At 43.0% G+C, this 18868-nt stretch carries 12 protein-coding genes and 1 other RNA gene; 7 read left to right on the top strand and 6 right to left on the bottom strand.

All coding sequences use genetic code 11. The features are described from left to right. The first annotated feature begins 87 nt into the window (after positions 1 to 87). Both AAEY98_RS00630 and AAEY98_RS00625 read left to right on the top strand, forming a co-directional pair. On the top strand, positions 88 to 1455 hold the full coding sequence (locus AAEY98_RS00630) for a gluzincin family metallopeptidase (RefSeq protein WP_351014486.1): 1368 nt from the start codon (positions 88 to 90) through the stop codon (positions 1453 to 1455). 160 nt (positions 1456 to 1615) lie between these two features. Then, a complete protein-coding gene (locus tag AAEY98_RS00625) occupies positions 1616 to 2638 on the top strand; it encodes an IS110 family RNA-guided transposase (protein WP_351014484.1) in 1023 nt (340 codons plus the stop codon). A gap of 1173 nt (positions 2639 to 3811) precedes the next feature. On the opposite strand, the gene gcvP is transcribed toward AAEY98_RS00625, so the two are convergent. The 6 genes from gcvP to AAEY98_RS00595 form a co-directional block, all read right to left on the bottom strand. Beyond that, entirely contained in the window at positions 3812 to 6700 is a 2889-nt protein-coding gene (gene gcvP, locus AAEY98_RS00620; protein WP_351014482.1) for an aminomethyl-transferring glycine dehydrogenase, read from the bottom strand. 175 nt (positions 6701 to 6875) lie between these two features. Next, on the bottom strand, positions 6876 to 7265 hold the full coding sequence (gcvH, locus tag AAEY98_RS00615; protein WP_101086035.1) for a glycine cleavage system protein GcvH: 390 nt from the start codon (positions 7263 to 7265) through the stop codon (positions 6876 to 6878). 82 nt (positions 7266 to 7347) lie between these two features. Further along, entirely contained in the window at positions 7348 to 8442 is a 1095-nt protein-coding gene (gene gcvT / locus AAEY98_RS00610) for a glycine cleavage system aminomethyltransferase GcvT (RefSeq protein ID WP_351014480.1), read from the bottom strand. A 235-nt stretch (positions 8443 to 8677) separates the two neighbouring features. Then, on the bottom strand, positions 8678 to 9898 hold the full coding sequence (locus AAEY98_RS00605; protein WP_351014478.1) for an FAD-dependent oxidoreductase: 1221 nt from the start codon (positions 9896 to 9898) through the stop codon (positions 8678 to 8680). A gap of 24 nt (positions 9899 to 9922) precedes the next feature. Further along, on the bottom strand, positions 9923 to 11197 hold the full coding sequence (ubiH, locus tag AAEY98_RS00600; RefSeq protein WP_192115509.1) for a 2-octaprenyl-6-methoxyphenyl hydroxylase: 1275 nt from the start codon (positions 11195 to 11197) through the stop codon (positions 9923 to 9925). Between the two features lie 28 nt (positions 11198 to 11225). Continuing rightward, positions 11226 to 11801: a UPF0149 family protein gene (locus AAEY98_RS00595; protein ID WP_101086039.1), complete on the bottom strand. Its 576-nt coding sequence runs from the start codon at positions 11799 to 11801 to the stop codon at positions 11226 to 11228. A 212-nt stretch (positions 11802 to 12013) separates the two neighbouring features. Here AAEY98_RS00595 and AAEY98_RS00590 point away from each other — a divergent pair, with 212 nt between their 5' ends. The 5 genes from AAEY98_RS00590 to AAEY98_RS00570 all read left to right on the top strand — a co-directional run bounded on the left by AAEY98_RS00590 (position 12014) and on the right by AAEY98_RS00570 (position 18812). Beyond that, the gene (locus tag AAEY98_RS00590) at positions 12014 to 12313 is read left to right on the top strand and encodes a cell division protein ZapA (RefSeq protein ID WP_101086040.1); all 300 of its coding nucleotides are present in this window, start codon (positions 12014 to 12016) and stop codon (positions 12311 to 12313) included. A gap of 52 nt (positions 12314 to 12365) precedes the next feature. Beyond that, positions 12366 to 12547: non-coding RNA, 6S RNA (gene ssrS / locus AAEY98_RS00585), on the top strand. A gap of 331 nt (positions 12548 to 12878) precedes the next feature. Then, positions 12879 to 14336 carry a glycerophosphodiester phosphodiesterase gene (locus tag AAEY98_RS00580; RefSeq protein WP_351014476.1) on the top strand — a complete coding sequence of 486 codons (1458 nt, stop codon included), beginning with the start codon at positions 12879 to 12881 and terminating at the stop codon, positions 14334 to 14336. Positions 14337 to 14387: 51 nt separating this feature from the next. Further along, complete coding sequence (locus AAEY98_RS00575; RefSeq protein WP_351014474.1) at positions 14388 to 16850, top strand: carboxypeptidase-like regulatory domain-containing protein; 2463 nt, start codon at positions 14388 to 14390, stop codon at positions 16848 to 16850. 69 nt (positions 16851 to 16919) lie between these two features. Beyond that, on the top strand, positions 16920 to 18812 hold the full coding sequence (locus AAEY98_RS00570) for a hypothetical protein (protein WP_192115502.1): 1893 nt from the start codon (positions 16920 to 16922) through the stop codon (positions 18810 to 18812). Positions 18813 to 18868: the final 56 nt, after the last annotated feature.

Here is an 18868-nt window from a genome sequence, read left to right as displayed (position 1 = left end):
AGCTCACTTATCTCAGTTAACGAATAAATGTGGAGTCTGACCTCGTTTATATTATACTTCGAGTATTCAATAGAATAGGGAAAATTCATGAATAAAATACTCGTCCTTGCAGCCTTACTTTTTTCACTACCTACATTATCATCTGAGCTGCCGATAAAGCTTTCAGGCACAATCCAAATATCAGTAAATAACGGTACGATTGATGCTAACTTTCAACTTGAAAACATTCCAAAACTAAAAAATTATCTAATTCTTCTAAATTCAGGCTTTAATATTCAATATTTACGAAATCAGGAAGACACGACTAATTATACCTTCGACAAAATTCACTCCAACGGTTTAAGCGACAGTTTTGGTTATTTTATTCCTGACAGCACAGGTGAAGGTAAGCTTTTACCGTCAACGATACAATTCAAATATACAGGAAAATTCCCCGTAATCAGTAGTATGGACAAAGCTAGTGATCGTGGTGATTGGAAAGGCAACATTGCCTTTAATGGTAAATCAATCCGTACCGATGACTTTCAAACGGCGTGGTATCCTATTTTATATGACATTGAAAAAGATAAACAATATCGAGAACTCGCTTATAAAATCGATGTAACTTGCCTAGATTGCAAATCAATTTATATCAATGGAAATAAACCTATTTCAGGGACTCGAGCTGTATTCAAAAAAGATCAAGCATCACCACTTACCTTATTTGCTGGCGATTATGAATTTTCAGATAAGAATGGTAGTTATTACTTAAATTCCCGTCTTACAGAAATACAGATGAGCAAATTAGGAGAGCTAACAGCCTCTTTTGAACAATATTATCAAGATAAACTATCGATTCCATATGGTGAAAACGTTGTCTATATCCATACAACACCTACATCAAAAAAAGATTCGTGGCTTTTTGTATCATATCCTTCAATTGTAGCCATTAACCATGATAAAGGCGGTTTAAGTAGCCTATTAGATGAAAAATTTAAACCTTTCATTGCTCATGAATTAGCACATTATTATTTTGGGGATTATCGGACATTCAACTCTGAGTTAGGCGATATGTTTCATGAGTCTTTTTCTGAATATCTTGCTTTAAAATTAACAAGACAACTCATTGATGATAAAACTTATTTTAAAAATATAAATGAAAAACTTGTTCAAGTTGAAGGTAAAACGTTTACCGCAATCAAAGATATCAAAAATACAGCCGATTATGGAAATAGAAACCTATACGTATACACCTATGTACCTGTTATTTGGCTAGCAATTGAAAAAGAAATCGGTGAAGAAAAAATGTGGCAATGGCTCCATAAAATGCTAACAGTCAAAACAGAACAAACCGATTACACATTTATGATTAAAACGTTAGCCAGCGTTATAGAAAATGAGCAGCTAGATTTTATAGAAAAAACTTACCTATCACATAAAAACGCTGTTAATAACGCAAAAGCAGCACTTCAATAAATCATAATTAGGTACCATAAACTTACTTTTCCCAACAAAAAAAGCTGGATTCCGGCTCAAAAGCATTACCGGAATAATGAGATGGACCCACCCTTCTAATCGGCTTCATAGTGAGCCATGATAAGTTTGTACACTTTATCAACAAAGGGCGGGTCCGAATATGAAGATTACAACAATTGGTTTAGATATATCAAAGACTATTTTCCACATGTTTGCCGTTAATCAAGCTGGAAAGTTAGTTAAAAAGAGAGCAATTAAGCGTGCCGACTTGCTCAGTGTCTTTGCCCGGTTAGAGCCAACGTTGATTGTGATGGAAGCCTGTGGCGGAGCTAATCATTGGGCTAGAGAATTTATTAAATTAGGGCATCAAGTTAAGCTCATTGCGCCTCAATATGTTGTGCCTTATCGTCGTAAAAACAAAAATGATTTTAATGATGCAGAAGCCATTGCTGAAGCAGCGCAACGACCAAATATGACATTTGTACCGATAAAAAGCGTCGAGCAAGAAGATATTCAAATGGTGCTGCGCATAAGAAAGCGACATGTAAAAACGATGGTCGCAATCAACAATCAAGTTAGAGGCTTTCTTGCTGAATATGGTTTATGCGCTGCAAAGGGAAAAACCGCATTAGCGGCTCGGTTGCCTGAATTTATAGATGATGAAAGCAATGAGTTATCGGCTTTTGCACGAGAAAGTTTTCGCGAACTTTATGCTGACTTTGTTGCAGCGCAAGAGAAAGTTGAGTTTTACACGAAGAAGATAAATGTTTATACAAGAAATAATCCTATCTGCAAGCGAGTAAAAAGTGTCATTGGTGTAGGCCCAATGACAGCAGCAGAACTATATGCGTCCATAGGTGACGGAAAAATGTTTCATAATGGTCGACATTTTGCTGCTTGGTGCGGATTAACACAAAGGCAAAACTCAAGTGGTGGCAAAACCATGCTGTCTGGCATCACGAAAAAAGGGAATCCTCACTTGAGGTCGTCACTGATACATGGAGCACGGGCTGCCTTGCAATATGTTGACGGTAAAGATGATAAATTAAGCCGCTGGGCTTACGAATTAAAGTGTAGAAAGCATAGCAATGTAGCATGTGTGGCTCTGGCCAATAAGCTCGCCAGAATAGCCTGGTCGGTCATCGCAAATGAAGAAGATTACCGACTCGAATATGCTGCATAACAAAGTCATACGATTCAAAATCAACTGATTAATTTTAGTAGTAAGTAACACCGAGTAAAACAAACTCACCACAAGTTGCGAAAGATTTTGAAATAATGATAAACAGTCAGACTGTACTACTTTAAAACTGAACGCGTCATTGGCTCTTTAGAAGCCGTCGGAATGATAAAGTTAAAGTAGTTAGCTAATTGCATTAGGGCTGCGGGTATATAAAACACCCGGTTCACAAGCCGGATATATGAAGGCAATGAATTTGTTTATCAACGCTTCGAAATCACTTGCAAAACGGGTGGGTCCATATATGACGTAAATATAAGCATTACTGGAATGACGTAAATATAAACATAATCGGAATGACGAGTATTTACACATGACTGGAATGACGGAAATAAAAAAGCGAACCAACCGGTCCGCTTTTTAATGCTTTAGATATTATATCTGCAGGCTCCATTTTACTTGAGGCCGTTGAAGACTCTTTGCAAGTGAATGCGTGAGCCATGGATGGCAGGCTAGCTTTCGCGGTACAGGTCGTTCTTTGGTATCTGCCCCATATGGATATGGGAAATGTCATTATGATGTCGGGAACATCATTGACCATGCCATCACGACATTCGTAAATCCATTCACATCAGATTCCCATCGGAAGCATTAGCATTTTCACTCTTTATTGTAAGATGGGCCGAAGCAGACTACAAACGAAGTTAAAAGCTGGATCAATCCCCATGGCGACCTTTTCGCATCTGTTGTTTAAATCATTAAGGAAAATGTTGCGGGGCGGCTGGGCTAATTCTTTTAAAAAGAGTCAAGAGGGAACAGCCGTTGGTTTCCTCTTGGTCTGGTGTGGGCGAAGCGCCACGACGTTAGTGGCCGCAGGCCATAGCCATAGCTAAGATGTAAGATGAAGAAAAAAGAAAACACCTGGATTCCGGCTTAAAAGCATTGCCGGAAAGACGTTTGTTCGGAATTTACTGGAATGACACAAACAAAAAAGCGACCTTTCGGTCGCTTTTAAATTCTAAAACTTCAAATGAAGCCTACTACCACGATAATGGCGTTACTGCCGATGAGAAGGCAAGGAAGCCGATGCTTTTCTCCTCGGAGTTGACTGGTGTCAATGAGAAGAGAAAAGTGTCGGCTGACGCCGTATTATCGAGGCCAAGTAGTCATTATCATTTATTCGTAGTCTGAAAGTGGGACGCAACTACACATAAGGTTGCGATCGCCATAGACATCATCGATACGATTAACCGTTGGCCAAAACTTATTGGCTTTAACCGCTGCCGTTGGGAACACGGCCACTTCACGACTGTACGGACGTGAATCGAACTCTGGGTCCATAATATCCGCTAGGGTGTGAGGTGCATTATGCAGCGGGTTATTGTCCACTGGCCACTCGCCTGCTTCTACCTTGGTAATTTCACCGCGAATAGAAATCATTGCTTCGATGAAACGATCTAACTCAACCTTAGACTCAGATTCAGTAGGCTCAATCATCAACGTACCCGCTACCGGGAAGCTCATGGTTGGTGAATGGAAACCATAGTCGTTTAGACGCTTAGCGATATCCATTTCGGTCACGCCTGAGGTTTCTTTTAATGGGCGTAAATCGATAATACATTCATGGGCAACACGGTCGTTACGGCCGGTGAACAACACAGGATAATGAGGCAGTAGCTTTTTCATGATGTAGTTAGCGTTTAATAGCGCTGTTTGGGTTGATTGCTTAACCCCTTTAGTGCCCAACAACTTAATGTACATCCAGCTGATTGGCAAAATGCTGGCGCTACCATAAGGTGCGGCAGATACGGCGCCGTTATGGTCGCTTTCGCGGCCTGGCTTAATCACTACGTGGCCTGCAACAAATGGCGCAAGGTGTGCTTTAACACCAATTGGGCCCATACCTGGACCACCGCCGCCGTGCGGGATAGCAAAGGTTTTGTGTAAGTTAAGGTGCGATACGTCTGCGCCGATAAAGCCTGGTGATGTTAAACCAACCTGTGCGTTCATGTTTGCGCCGTCTAGGTACACTTGACCGCCATATTGATGGACGATTTCGCATACTTCGCGGATTGATTCTTCGTACACACCGTGAGTCGATGGGTACGTGATCATGATGCATGAAAGGCTGTCGGCAAGTTCTGCTGCTTTAGTGCGTAAGTCTTCTAAATCAACGTTACCTTGCTTGTCGCACGCAGTAACCACTACCTTCATACCGGCAAGTTGTGCCGATGCTGGGTTAGTGCCGTGAGCTGATTGTGGGATTAAGCAAATGTTACGGTGCGCGTCGCCGCGAGACTCGTGGTATTTCTTAATCGCTAACAAGCCAGCGTACTCGCCTTGTGCACCAGAGTTTGGTTGAATACACACCGCATCGTAACCGGTAATTTTAACTAAAAACTCAGACAGTTCGTTAATTAACTCGGTGTAACCTTGTGCTTGGTCTAGTGGGCAGAATGGGTGCATGTTAGCAAACTCTGGCCAGCTTACTGGTAGCATTTCCACTGCGGCGTTGAGTTTCATGGTGCATGAACCTAACGAGATCATTGAGTGGTTTAAGGCTAAATCTTTGTTTTCGAGACGCTTGATATAACGCATCATCTCGGTTTCGCTTTGGTAGCGATTAAACGTTGGATGGGTTAATACCGCATCTTGACGTACTAGCGCGTCTGGAATTGACTGGCTGCCATTAGCAACGATGTCGGCATCGAGTGCTGCAACATCTAAACCGTGGCCTGCGCCTAGGATAACGTCAAATAAGTCTGCGATATCTGTACGGATAGTGGTTTCATCTAAGCTGATACCAAACACGCCGTCTGCATCTATACGTAAGTTAACTTGCGCAGCTATGGCGCGGGCATTAATGGCGGCAACGTCGGCACCTTTAACACTGATGGTGTCGAACCAAGTGGTGTTAGCTAAGGTTAAGCCTTTTGCTGTTAAGCCTGCCGCTAAAATGTCGGCTAAACGGTTAATGCGTGATGCGATGGTTTTTAAGCCTTGTGGGCCGTGGAATACCGCATAAAACGACGCCATGTTGGCTAATAAAATTTGCGCGGTACAAATGTTTGAGTTGGCTTTTTCGCGGCGAATATGTTGCTCGCGCGTTTGCATGGCCATACGTAATGCACTGTTGCCGCGGGTGTCTTTTGAGACACCAATGATACGGCCTGGCATTGAACGCTTGTGTTCGTCACGGGCAACAAAGAATGCTGCGTGTGGTCCGCCGTATCCCATTGGTACGCCAAAACGTTGCGCGCTACCAAATACGACATCTGCGCCCATGGCGCCCGGTGATTTAAGTAACATTAACGACATGATGTCGGCTGCTACTGTAACAATAACTTTGTTGTCGCGAAGCGTAGCAAATAGCTCAGTGTAATCGGTAATTTGGCCAATACGGTTGGTGTACTGGAACAAGGCACCAAATAATTCGTAATTTACCGCGTCACTTGCTGGGCCAACGACTACTTCAAAACCAAAACATTCTGCGCGGGTTTTAACGACGTCGAGTGTTTGTGGGAATACGTCGTCGGCAACAAAGAAGATGTTGGCTTTTTTAGCTTTAGATACGCGCTTGGCAAGGGCCATGGCTTCTGCCGCGGCGGTTGCTTCGTCCAGCAATGATGCTGATGCAAGGTCAAGACCGGTTAGGTCCATTGACACTTGTTGGAAATTTAAGATTGCTTCTAAACGGCCCTGGGCGATTTCTGGCTGATATGGAGTATAAGCAGTGTACCAACCTGGATTTTCGAACACGTTACGCAAAATAACATTTGGCACTTGCACGCCGTAGTAACCCATCCCGATATAGCTTTTAAAGACTTTGTTTTTGTCTGCTATGTTGCGGATATAGGCGATACCTTCGGCTTCGCCACACGAGTCACCGATGGTGAGGTCTTGTGGTAAACGGATTTTGCCAGGAACGGTTTGCGCGGTTAAGTCTTCTAACGACTCTGCACCAATGAAGTTGAGCATTTCTTGTTGCTGCTCAGCACTTGGGCCAATGTGGCGTGTTAAAAATAACTCGTGTTGTTCTAGTTGTGTCAGGGTTTGCTTGGTCATGTTAAACCTTGTTCCAAATCGACCAGTTATGGCGGTAGGGCACAGAACTGGATTAGGGTGAAAATGGGTAATACGTGAATAACCTGTTTAGGGTTTATTATGTTGCGCGCTCGTCATTGTTTTTAGCTGCACATAACAAAGAAGCTCCCGAGGGAGCTTCCTGCGTCATTGGCGCTTATTCTTGGTCAATCACTTCTTGGTAACCGTCTGCATCTAATAATGCATCAACTTCTGATTCATCAGAAGGCATAACACGGAAGAACCAACCGTCACCAAATGCGTCGCTGTTAACACGCTCTGGCGAATCTTCTAAAGATTCGTTTACGGCAATCACTTCACCAGAAATAGGTGCATAGATGTCTGATGCCGCTTTAACTGATTCAGCCACTGCGCAGTCTTCACCGGCTGTGACTGTGTCGCCAACTTCTGGCAATTCTACGAATACCATGTCGCCTAATAGCTCTTGAGCATGCTCAGTGATACCTACTGTGTAGCTACCGTCTGATTCTTTACGGATCCATTCGTGTGAAGATGCATATTTCAAGTCTGCTGGAATAGTGCTCATTATCGTTGTTCCTTAATCTGATGTTCTAATACTTAACAAATAAATTCTTTTTAGGTAAAGCACAACTCATTTTATTGAGTCGTTAGAAAGCTTGCTTACCGTTACGTACAAAACTTGGAGCGATGACTTTTACGTTAACACGCTTTTTACGCATTTCAACTTCAGCTACAGCACCAATACCATTAGGCACACGGGCCATGGCAATAGAATAGCCTAATGTTGGCGAAAACGAACCGCTAGTGATCACACCTTGATGCTCAACACCGTTTGCGTCGGTAAAAAATACTGCCATATCGTGGCGTAATACGCCCTTTTCTTCCATGACTAAGCCGACTAACTTTGAAGTGCCTGCTGCTTTAATGGCAGTAAGTGCATCACGGCCGATAAAGTCACGCTCGCTTGGCTCCCACGCAACTGTCCAGCCCATGTTAGCGGCTAATGGATTAATTGACTCGTCCATGTCTTGACCGTATAGGTTCATGCCCGCTTCTAAGCGTAATGTGTCACGCGCACCTAAACCACATGGCTTAACGCCTGCATCTAGCAGTGCTTGCCATAAGGCTTCTGCTTCGGCTTCTGGAACAATAATTTCGTAGCCTGCTTCGCCGGTGTAACCGGTTGTGGCAATAAATAAGTTGGCTGATTGCACACCAAAGAATGGCTTCATGCCTTCAACGGCAGCGTTTTGCTCAGCAGAAAATACAGTAGCTGCTTTGGCTTTAGCATTAGGACCTTGCACGGCAATCATCGCAAGCTCTGGACGTTCAGTCACAACCACATCAAATGCTGCGGCTTGTTTGTTGATCCAGGCGAGGTCTTTGTCGCGAGTAGCGGAGTTAACCACCACGCGGTAATGGGTGTCGGTTAAGTAGTAGGTAATAAGGTCGTCGATGATGCCAGCGTTTTCGTCTAGCATTCCGCCGTAAAGGGCTTTACCAGGTACGGTAAGTTTGGCGACATCGTTAGCAAGTAACTTACGTAAGAAGGCACAAGCATCGCTGCCGGTAACGTCAACTACGGTCATGTGCGACACGTCGAACATGCCTGCATCTTGACGTACTGCGTGATGTTCTTCGATTTGAGAGCCGTAGTTAATCGGCATTTCCCAACCGTGGAAATCAACCATTTTGGCTTTAGATTCTAAATGCTTGTTAAAAAGTACAGTCTTGCTAGCCATTATTATCCCTTTTTTTGGGCCTTTAATTAGGTCTTAATCTAATGTAGGTATTTGATAAAATGCGAACAAAATTATACTCCGCAGACCTAATTTGTATACAAAAAATTTTTCTAATCCGAGTCCGGTCGCATTAGTTTAGCTAATCTATTGTTGTAATTTTTTTACATAATCTTTTACAATAAAAACGCCGATTTAGCTGTGTAGACTGATATTAAACAAGTTTCTACATTAGCTATTATGAAATTGGCTCACGACAAAGTTTAGGTAATGTCATTTTGTTACCCATAGCCTGTTTGATGAACACTGTTTTCAGCCCAGCGACATTATCAACTAGGGTTAGGCCTATGTCGCGTATGGCTTTTTTAAGCGGATTGCTGCCGGCAAACAGTCTTTTAAAGCCTTCCATGGTGGCAATCATCTCCATAGCCTCTGCTTTACGCCAACGTTCAAGGGCTCGTAAGTGGCTATATTCGCCTAAATCTTTACCTTGCTCATGCAGTTCGGTAAAGGTTTCGATGATACTGGCGGCGTCTAAAAAGCCTAAGTTAACCCCTTGGCCAGCTAACGGATGAATGGTATGAGCTGCATCACCTGCCAGTACTAATCGATGGCGGGCAAAGTGGCGCGCATAGCGCATCCGTAGCGGAAATGATTGACGCTCGCTGATCACCTGGCACATGCCTAAACGGCCATCTAGCGCGGCAGTTAACGCTTTGCCAAATTCGATTTCGTCTAATGCTAACAATTGTTCGGCTTGGTCGGGCGATACCGACCAGACGATGGAACATAAATTGTCGTCATACAATGGCAACATAGCTAATGGACCACCGGGTAAAAAGGCTTGTCTGGCGGTGGCGTCGTGAGCGAGTTCGGTGCGCACAGTCGCGACAATAGCATGGTGGCCGTAGTCCCAAAATGTTAGCGGAATACTGCATTGTTGGCGCACCCAAGAGTTGGCTCCGTCGGCGGCAACCACTACGGCGGCACTGACATTGTCGCCATTGGCTAGGGTTAGCCAAGCTTCGCGCTCGCCAAAGGCTACGCGCTCAAGACGCTGGTTTTCAATATAGGTAATGTTGCTTATTTCGCTGGCACGTTTGGCAAGGGCATAACTGATGGCATCGTTTTCTATGATCGAGCCTAAATAGGCTTCGCTGATGCTGTGAGCGTCGAACTCAATTTTGCCTAGGCCGTCTTTGTCCCACACCGACATTTTTTGGTAAGGGCTAACACGGCTGTCGTCGAGGTATTGCCACGCGCCGAGGTTTTCGAGTAATTGCTGACTGGCTTTGTTAATCGCACTAACGCGTAATTTAGGCTCGCCACTGACCGCTTGGGTTGTGCCAGCATCGATCACCACCACATTAAGGTCGGCATTGGCTAAACCGATTGCGGTTGCAAGCCCAACCATACCACCGCCGACGATGGCAACATCATAAGTTTTAGTTGAAAACATGGTCAATCCTTACCTTAAAATGAGTTAACGCCAGCCCATGGCGGTTTGCACTACGGGGCGTTTTAACGGCGGTAGCCAAGACAATAAACGCAAACCGATATTGCGTCCGGCAACTAACGGCCAATATTGATTGGAAAAGCCACGCACTAAAAATTCGATGTTGTTGAGTGTGTTGTCGCGATCGGCTTGGCGAGCGGCTAAATATTGATGCACGATAGCGCTGCTGCCGAGGTCAACTTCGGTTGCGGTGTTGCTGCTAAAGGCGTGTTCAAGCACCTTGAGTAGCCCTACTACATCACGTAAACCTAGGTTAAAGCCTTGTCCGGCAATAGGGTGTAACGTTTGCGCGGCGTTACCGATAAATATACAACGATGGTAAATCGGCCTTGGCATGTACGATAACGTGAGTGGATAACTGACCCGCTGCCCCACATCGATAAAGCGGCCGACACGATGGCCAAATGCTTGTTGTAATTCCACTAAAAACTCAGCTTTATCTGCATTTTTTAATGCATCAGCTTTGGCTGGCGGTAATGCCCATACCAGTGAATATCGCGCTTGAGTGGAAGGTGTAGATGGCACTGACGTCATCGGTAACAGTGCTAATGGGCCGGTTTGGGTAAAGCGCTCATAAGCCCAGTGTTGATGCGGTTGGTCGGTAATGACATTGGCAACGACCGCCGTTTGATCAAAATTAACTTGCTCAGTAGGCTGCTGTAAATGTTGACGCACAACCGAGTTAGCGCCATCTGCGGCCACCAGCAACTGACAATGCAGCTGAGTGCCATTATCTAATGTTAATAAGTGACCGTCTGTTTGGGCTTGTAAATCAGTGACTTTGGCAGGACAAAAAACGCTGACAGATGACTTAGCCAGTTCGTCGAATAACACGTTACCCACTCGAGCTAATTCAACCACCTGCCCTAATGCATCTAAGCCTAATGGTTTAGCGTTGAGTTCGGTCATGCCAAAGTGGCCACGATCAGACACATGAATATTTTCGATCGCGGTGCCAAGATGCTGCAACTTAGGCCAAATGCCTAAACGAGTCAGTTCGAAAATAGAACCGTGCGCAATGGCGATAGAGCGGGCATCAAAACCGGGGTGATTGTTGTTGGCAACATGGGCTTCGATTAATGCAATACGCAGCGGGCGCGCTAAAGTGGCAGATGATAACGTAGCAGATAGTGTGGCAGATAACTTAGCTAACCCTAGGGCTAACGTGGCACCTGCCATGGCGCCACCCACTATGGCAATATCAACGACGAGTGGCTCGGTAGAAGTGTGTGCTGTGGTCATACGCTGCGTTGCTGCCTATACCAAAATGTTAGTGAAAAGTAGAATGCTCATCGGTGTCATTCAAAGGCATGTCTAAGCCAAACTCTGAATAACATAAAATAGCTGACATTCTGACAAACTCTTGCAGTTCTTCGTAGGCAACTTCTGATTCTTCGTCATCACCGACATCAAATTCTACTTGAGCGATATCGGCAAGGTCTTTAATTACCTCACGCACATCGGTTGACGCTTTGTTTAGCTCTGGTTGAATAATGGCAATGCCCGTTAAAAAACTTTGGGTCCATAAGGCTAACGCTTCAACGCGATCGCTCAGCGGCGCTTCTTCTTCTGGTAATAAAAGAGTAAAGCCAAATTCGAAATCGACTAAGCGGGTCACGGTGTCTTGATACAAATCGCTGATCAGCTGTTGTAAGTTTGGTTCTAGCGGTTGACCGTCGTTCATTAACTCAACTAACGGCTTGAGCCAGGCTAAATTTTCTTGCTTTACACCACCACAAATAATCCCAACAAGCGCCCCGTGCACTTCTACTGGATGCTGGCCGACTTCAGCGTAATCTAAGGCCTGTTTTAGTTTTTCGATACATAATGAAGGTGGGATTGCCATGGTAAATTCCTAAAAGCGCTATATCTGCTTCAATGCTAGCAGAGTTACTATGATGCTCCAAATGCTAGTGTGTATTGTGCCCAAATAATGCCTAGACTGAAGCGGATTTGTTCACACAAACAGCAAATAGTTAAAAAGGGATGCTGTTGCCTTGCTCTTTTAAATTCAGCCCTATATAGTTCGCGAACTGACTAAGGATCTGAGGCAACATTATGAGTAACAGTGCTGTTGACATTACCCTATTAGGGCGCACCTACTCTATCGCATGTCCAAAAGGACGCGAAGATGCATTGCGGACTGTTGCCAGAGAAGTTGAAAACCAACTGACAACCTTAAAGTCGCGTACTAATAATTTAAGCCGTGAAGAGTTAGCCATTATGGCGGCGCTGAACATTGGCAATGAATTGTATGAAGAAAAACAAAAAAACAAACAATATATGGCGCAAATGGATGAGCGTATTTCTTTGTTACAGTCAACGTTGGAAACATCGTTGGTTGAACGAAGCCGCTAGGAAGGCTAAACTAAGATTTCAGAACTAAGCATTGCTTAATTCTACCCTGTTTTGCTCCCTGGGATATTTGCTCGTTGGTTAAGTCCCTGTGCCGATAATTACAAACCCAGGGTGAATGCTTTCGTTAACATTGTGCATGCTCGGATTATACCGAGAAGCCTTAGGAGATGAACATTTACCCGCCTTGAACCTACGGTTCAAGGGCTGCGCCGGCAGCGGTATTTTGGGGAGCATTCTAATTTTATGATGAACACTCTTTAAGAAGTGTTCATCATACCTCTGCAATATTCTATTATTTGTTACCTTGATTTAGCCATAAACATTTATGCCTGCTCATATATCAGTCTCATTGATATAAAAGATAACAACCATTTGCTGCGTTAATGTGCCTTAAATTGAAAAATCTGAATGGTGCTGGACTGAATCTGAAACTAATCAGGTTTTGATAAGACATCCTCGTTCACATTTTGATGTTTGAATTAAGTTTACTTTAATCCATAAGGTTGTTTTACCGGGTTCATTAATGTATAAAACATTAAATATTAATAACTTGTAAATATGGATTATGACAAGTCGTGTCGTCGCCCCCTATTTTTACAGCATCATTATGGCTGTACTACTGCTGACTTTAGCAGGCTGTAAATCCACCCCAACGCCTTCACCTAAGCCTGTTAATATTGTTCCCACTGAGTTATCTCATTTACCAACTGATGCTGCTACCCAAGGCTTGAATATTATTGATACTCAGCTGAGCCTGGGCGACCGTAATTTATATCTCGCCAATAATGGCAATATCAAAATGCTGTCTACTGCCGAATGTCGATTAGACATATCAGCTCATCGGGGCGATTTTCGGCAGCCAGAAAGCAGTGCCAATGCCATTGCAGCGGCGTTAAATGATAATTTTAACAGTGTTGAAATTGACGTAATGCTACTCAAAGATGGTACTTGGGTTAATCATCACGATAGTCAGACCGGTCGCGCGACGGTGTATTACACCGGTGAACGCTTCAAACTAAACCGTATGAACTTTCAAGAGTTTGCTAATCTCAAACTGCGAGACAAGCAAAGTAACCATTTACTGGATCAACGCCCTATTGCTGCTGTTGAAGCCTTTAAAACCTTTGCTGTATATCGCAATCACAATCAACAACTGAATGTAGAAATTAAGTCTGACACCAACGGCCAAAAACTCGTTGAACTCGATAATATGCTCAGAAAATATATTGGTTTAGGTGGTTTTTATTATTCAGCCGCAGACCAAGACACACTCTATAAACTGCGAGGTATTAACCCTTCAGTTTATTTAGGCTTTATTCAAGGTGGACACCCGACTAGCATTGAAAAATTAACGGCTGATTTGCGTAAAGGCGTAAAAAACGATACTTATTATTTAGATAATAAAAATAAGCTTGAGCTAGTGGGTCGATACGGAACTAAGCGTTATCGTTCACGTTATAAAGATTATACGGCAAAATCCTCACTTTCTGAATTACAGAGAAAACTGGGTAAAAACTCTGGGCTCCACCTAGATATCCGTAGCTTTATGCAACATGCCAACGTTAAATATCATGCACATCAACTCGGAATGAAAGTGTATACCTATTCGCTCAATGGTAGCGAGTATCATCAATCACAGCTCATCACATTAACCACAGATCAACTTCCTGATGGCGCTATTGTCGATGCGACACCTTACAAAATTTGCCAACGTCTATTCAATGCTGCTTTGCCAGTTAAACGTTATCAGCCATTGAGCCATCTTGGTCGCTATATTGCGTCTTTACCGCAAGATGCTGACTTTGATCGTTTTGCCGAAATGCGTGGCTATCAAAACGAAGGTTACTATCTATCATTAGACTCTGGCCTTGCTGCCATCAACGCGACTCCCGTTAAAGTAATGCCAAACACTATTCCTACTCCGTTGTTAGAACATGGTTTTCCTACTATCACTGATGAAAAAATTGATAACAATACAGGTGATACAATCATTTTAAGGTTGCCTGCACGCCAAGCTAAATAGCGATTAAATAACGACATAAAGATAAAAAGACGATGGTTGATAAAGATTAATATGACTGAAAATAACAAAAGTCCATTTGCAACAAATCTGCTTAACAGCGCTCCTACACAAAAAAAAATGCAATCCGCGGTAAAAGAGCTGGAAAAAGTACAAAAAAGTCAGCAATCAACCGCTAAAAAAGTAGAAAAGCAGCAAGCAGTTGAAGCCCAAATAAATAAAACGGGCCAACCCTTCTGGTGGATGTTGTTGATGTTCATTTGCTCAGTAGTGTATTTGTTCCCTGAAGCGGTATTTAATGCAGCGTTGACCGATGTTGCTGGAGGACGAAACTCCAGCATAGAAGACTTACGAACAGTAGAGCTATTTGGCCGAACAATCAGTGGAATAGGCGTTACGTTACTGTTAGCTGATTTATTATTAAAGGGTAAAAGAGTCGCTAACGTTACGCGCGCTTTAGGTTACTTTGCACTCATTGCGGTACTTGTGTGGCCAACGGTATTTTTTGGACAAAAATGGTTAGTCGATCATTTTATTATTGACGCTTCAACGCCTGAAGAACGCCAGCAAGCTTATTTATCGCAGTTACTCCGTAGTGCGTTAATTGAAAACTCAATCACATTCGAAGGTATTGAGTATGATCCCAATAAAGAACACAGTGCTATCGAAAAAACCTTTTTATCGGTATTTGGTGGATTAGTTTACGCTGACGACAAATTAGTCGACGATTTAAAGGACAAAAAGCGTTTGATAATGGAAAAGTTTGTTCGCGATCGAGCCATGTCTCGGTTTGACGAACACTATGGCCATTATGATAATTTCCGCCAAACACTGCGCAATAAATACACTGAGTATGCCTCGGGTTCAAATCAATATAACCAAGCCTTAGCCAGTGTACAAACTCGGTCGGATTCATACTGGTTAGACACCCAAAATCAAGTTAAGCAAGGGTGGGAACAATACCAAAAAGGCACCAAAGCTTATGAAGCTAGGGTGGAATCGCGAGCTCAAAAAATGGCTCCAAAACTATATGACTATTTTGAACGTCGTAATAAATGCGCAGAAAAGAAAAGTGGTAGTAGTAAGGATAGATGTTTTGAGCGATTACAAAAAGGCTATGACAAAGAAATAGCCAAGTACGGTATTCCTTATATTCCTCCAGATGATTGGTTAATTCGCGAAGAGATCTCAACCTCAGAAAACGTCGGCAATTCTATTATTTCAGGCATTATGAGCTTAGGCTTATTCACGGCGATGCAGGCTGCAGATGCTATCACTGGTGGCGATGCTGGCTTTAAAGATCATCGAATGGTGTACACCAACGATGTAAATCATTATAAAAAAGTATTGATGATAAAAATGGCACCTGATTTTGTTAAGGAGTCGGGGGGCTACCCATTAGGGATTAACTCAATCCATCAATTTAGAGTGCATGAACTTACCAGTATAAAAGTTAATAAGAAGCTAAAGCAAAAAGGCTTAACCTTATCCCCTTCTTGGTCAATCACCGATCGCAACAGCTTTGATATTGCGGTGGCTAAAAAAGTACGTCAACAAGCCGATGCTGAGTGGCGCTCAAAAATGAAAGCTAAGGGTAGCGATATGCCACCTAATTTGAGCTGGCAAACCTTTCAGCAGCAAAGCGATATTCAACAGCGTATAAAACAAGAAATGAAAGAGTTGTACGTTAATCCTACGCTAGCCGATTGGAATAATCGCGAGTTTAAGCAACATATTATTGAGCCCAATATAAAACGTAAAACCACTGAATACCTCAATGTGCTCGACGCTCAACTAGTTGAGTTTGCCGATGGTGGTGCGTTTGAATCAACAGGTAAATCGGCATTACGTTCAACTATTATTCCGCCAATTTCTATGGCGATTAGCTTAGCATTAGTGTTACTTACCGTATTAAAGCTACCGATGAAAGCGGTCGAACTAGTACAAGCTAAACGTGCGTCCTCTGCGCCAAGAGTTAAGCCTAATCGCTTGATAAAACCGGTGATATCAACGGTGTTATTAGCGTCAATATTTGTGGTTCCGTTATCGATGGGCGGCAACCAATACACTATGCCAGGCTCATCACTGCATTACTTTTTTGATCAAATGGAAAAGAACGATTCTGCCACGGTGTCATATACGCTTAAATGGTTACTTGTGACCTTGCCGATTGTACAACCTGTCGGCTCTTCAATAGACCAGCGCTTACTAATTACCCAAGGCTTTAATGCCATTAGCGACCCCATTAATCGCTTTGATTTAGCGGTAATGCCAGCACATAAGGCCACTCAACCGGCTAAATCATCACCTACCAATACCGCCCTATTACCCTTAACGATTAAGAGTAATATCGCAAATGCCAACGTGTCTGTGATGAATATTAAGCCCAAATATCAAGCCGGCATGATGCTACCTGCTGGCAATTACGACATTAAAGTCTCTGCTTCAGGACAAGAGCCCATTAGACAATGGATATATTTGCAAGTTGACCAAACGAGTTTCGACATTAATTTTTAATGAGCTGATGCTGTTCACTGGTGACAGAAACAGCAAAATGAATCACGCATTGTTTATAGGAAGTATTACGTGAGTAAATTAGAACAATTCCAACGATTTATCCGCAGCAACGGTAAAGATCTAACTGGTGTAGACGTACCAGTAATATTAAGCAACGAACAAACAAAACTGCCTCAACTTAAGTTTACTTTTGGGTGGACGATTGAAGTTGGGGTGAGTCAACACGAACATGGCGCCTATTGTCCGAATGGCATTAAATCTGGTAGTGCATCGAATGCGAGGGATTACGCCCACGACAAAGCAAAAGAGTATGCTAGCGGACAAAACTCGTTATTTAACGATCGCTTTTTAAACATTCTTGGGCCTGATATTTCTAGCAATTTTTTGATACGAAATAGAGACTTAAAATCTGCACCAGAAACCTATGTAGGCAGCAAAGTGTGTTACAACTGCAGTGGTTCGGGGTCACAAAGCTGTTCTAATTGCCATGGCTCTGGCAAGAATTCTTGTACCGGTTGTAGTGGCAGCGGCCGCATTAGTGTGTCGCGTTACGACAGCCATAATAATCGCACGGTTTACACGACAGAATCATGCACATCCTGCTGGGGAAGTGGTAAAAAAACCTGTAATACCTGCAGCGGCTCAGGTTCTGTAACCTGTAATACTTGTAATGGTGGTGGTTATCTCTATTACAGTTACACCATTGATGGTGATGCCAAACGTAGCACTAAATGGGCTTATAATAGTAACGACTATCACGAGTGGACCTCTGAATTCGTTAAAAATAATGGTTTAGACTTAGTTTATCATTTGACCGAGATAACTGAAGTTGACGTTGAGGGTACCCTTGATGGTTGTACTTTTATTTATGCTTTTACCGCTAAACTGCCGACGTTACAATTTACCGCGACGGTAGATAAAGTCGATACAACAATGTGTTTTGCAGGTAAGAATGACACTACCCATAATGCCGGTGGTGTTTACGATCCTGCAGTATGGTTTGTGGCGCAGAAATTGACAGGCAATGACCAAGAAACCGACAAAGATGTATTAGCAACACCTGCCATAAAAGACATTATTGAAGCGAACACCACCAATACTCAAATTGCGTTATTAACAGAAAATTGGGTATCAAATGAGATTAACGATGCTGTTATCTCTAACTATCAACACTTAGTCACTACGTTAAAAAAGCAGAGCGTTAAGGGCATTGCCCCAAACATGTTTTTAAGCTTAGTGAAGTACACTTATTTGTTCTTCACGTTAGGGATGTTGATCGCGCTGTTATTTCCTTTATTTGCCGCTGAAACGGGTCACCGCATGAGTGTGACACAAGTGCCAGAATGGATAATGGCATTATTGATGATGAAATTTGGTTTATTTGGACTCCCCGCTTATGTGAATTATGCGTTTGTCTTTGGACTGCTGTGGTTAAGCTATAAGAGCGTAAAGAAGTGGTATTGGAAAAATATCGGTAAAACCAAAATCTGGTTATTGGCGATTAGCATCACACTATTATTACCACACATCGGCCTTTCATCTTATTACAATACGTTAGAGCTACTTAGACACTCACCCACCATCGCTAGCACCTTAGTGAGTGGCTCGCTATTAGTCGGTGTTTACTTACTTATTTTTGGGGTGAAAAAACCTAAAAGATGGTACGGCAAACTGTTTGGTTTATTGGCTGGGCTGGGTATTTACTGCGCCATTCAATATGGGCTTTACGTGATAAATCCAACGTATGGTTTTGTGGTAGATCATACTCATTATGCCCGTGAGGTGACGAAGCTATTAACATCGGCCTTGGATTTTATGAAGCACAATGTCTTTGAGTGGGGCTTGTTATCAATTAGCTTTACTTACTTTTTAACCCGTAGACGTTTTTGGTTAAAAGCAAAAACAATGGTGGCGGATTACGATAGCCCAGTGCTACTAAAATCAATGAATATGGATAAATAGTGTTACGTATTTAGGTTCGATATGCAGAGCAGAGGCTAAATTTTGTAGCAACATTA

This window comes from Shewanella sp. AC91-MNA-CIBAN-0169 (assembly GCF_040310165.1).
Lineage (GTDB): Bacteria > Pseudomonadota > Gammaproteobacteria > Enterobacterales > Shewanellaceae > Shewanella.
This window is presented reverse-complemented; position numbering and strand designations above follow the sequence as displayed.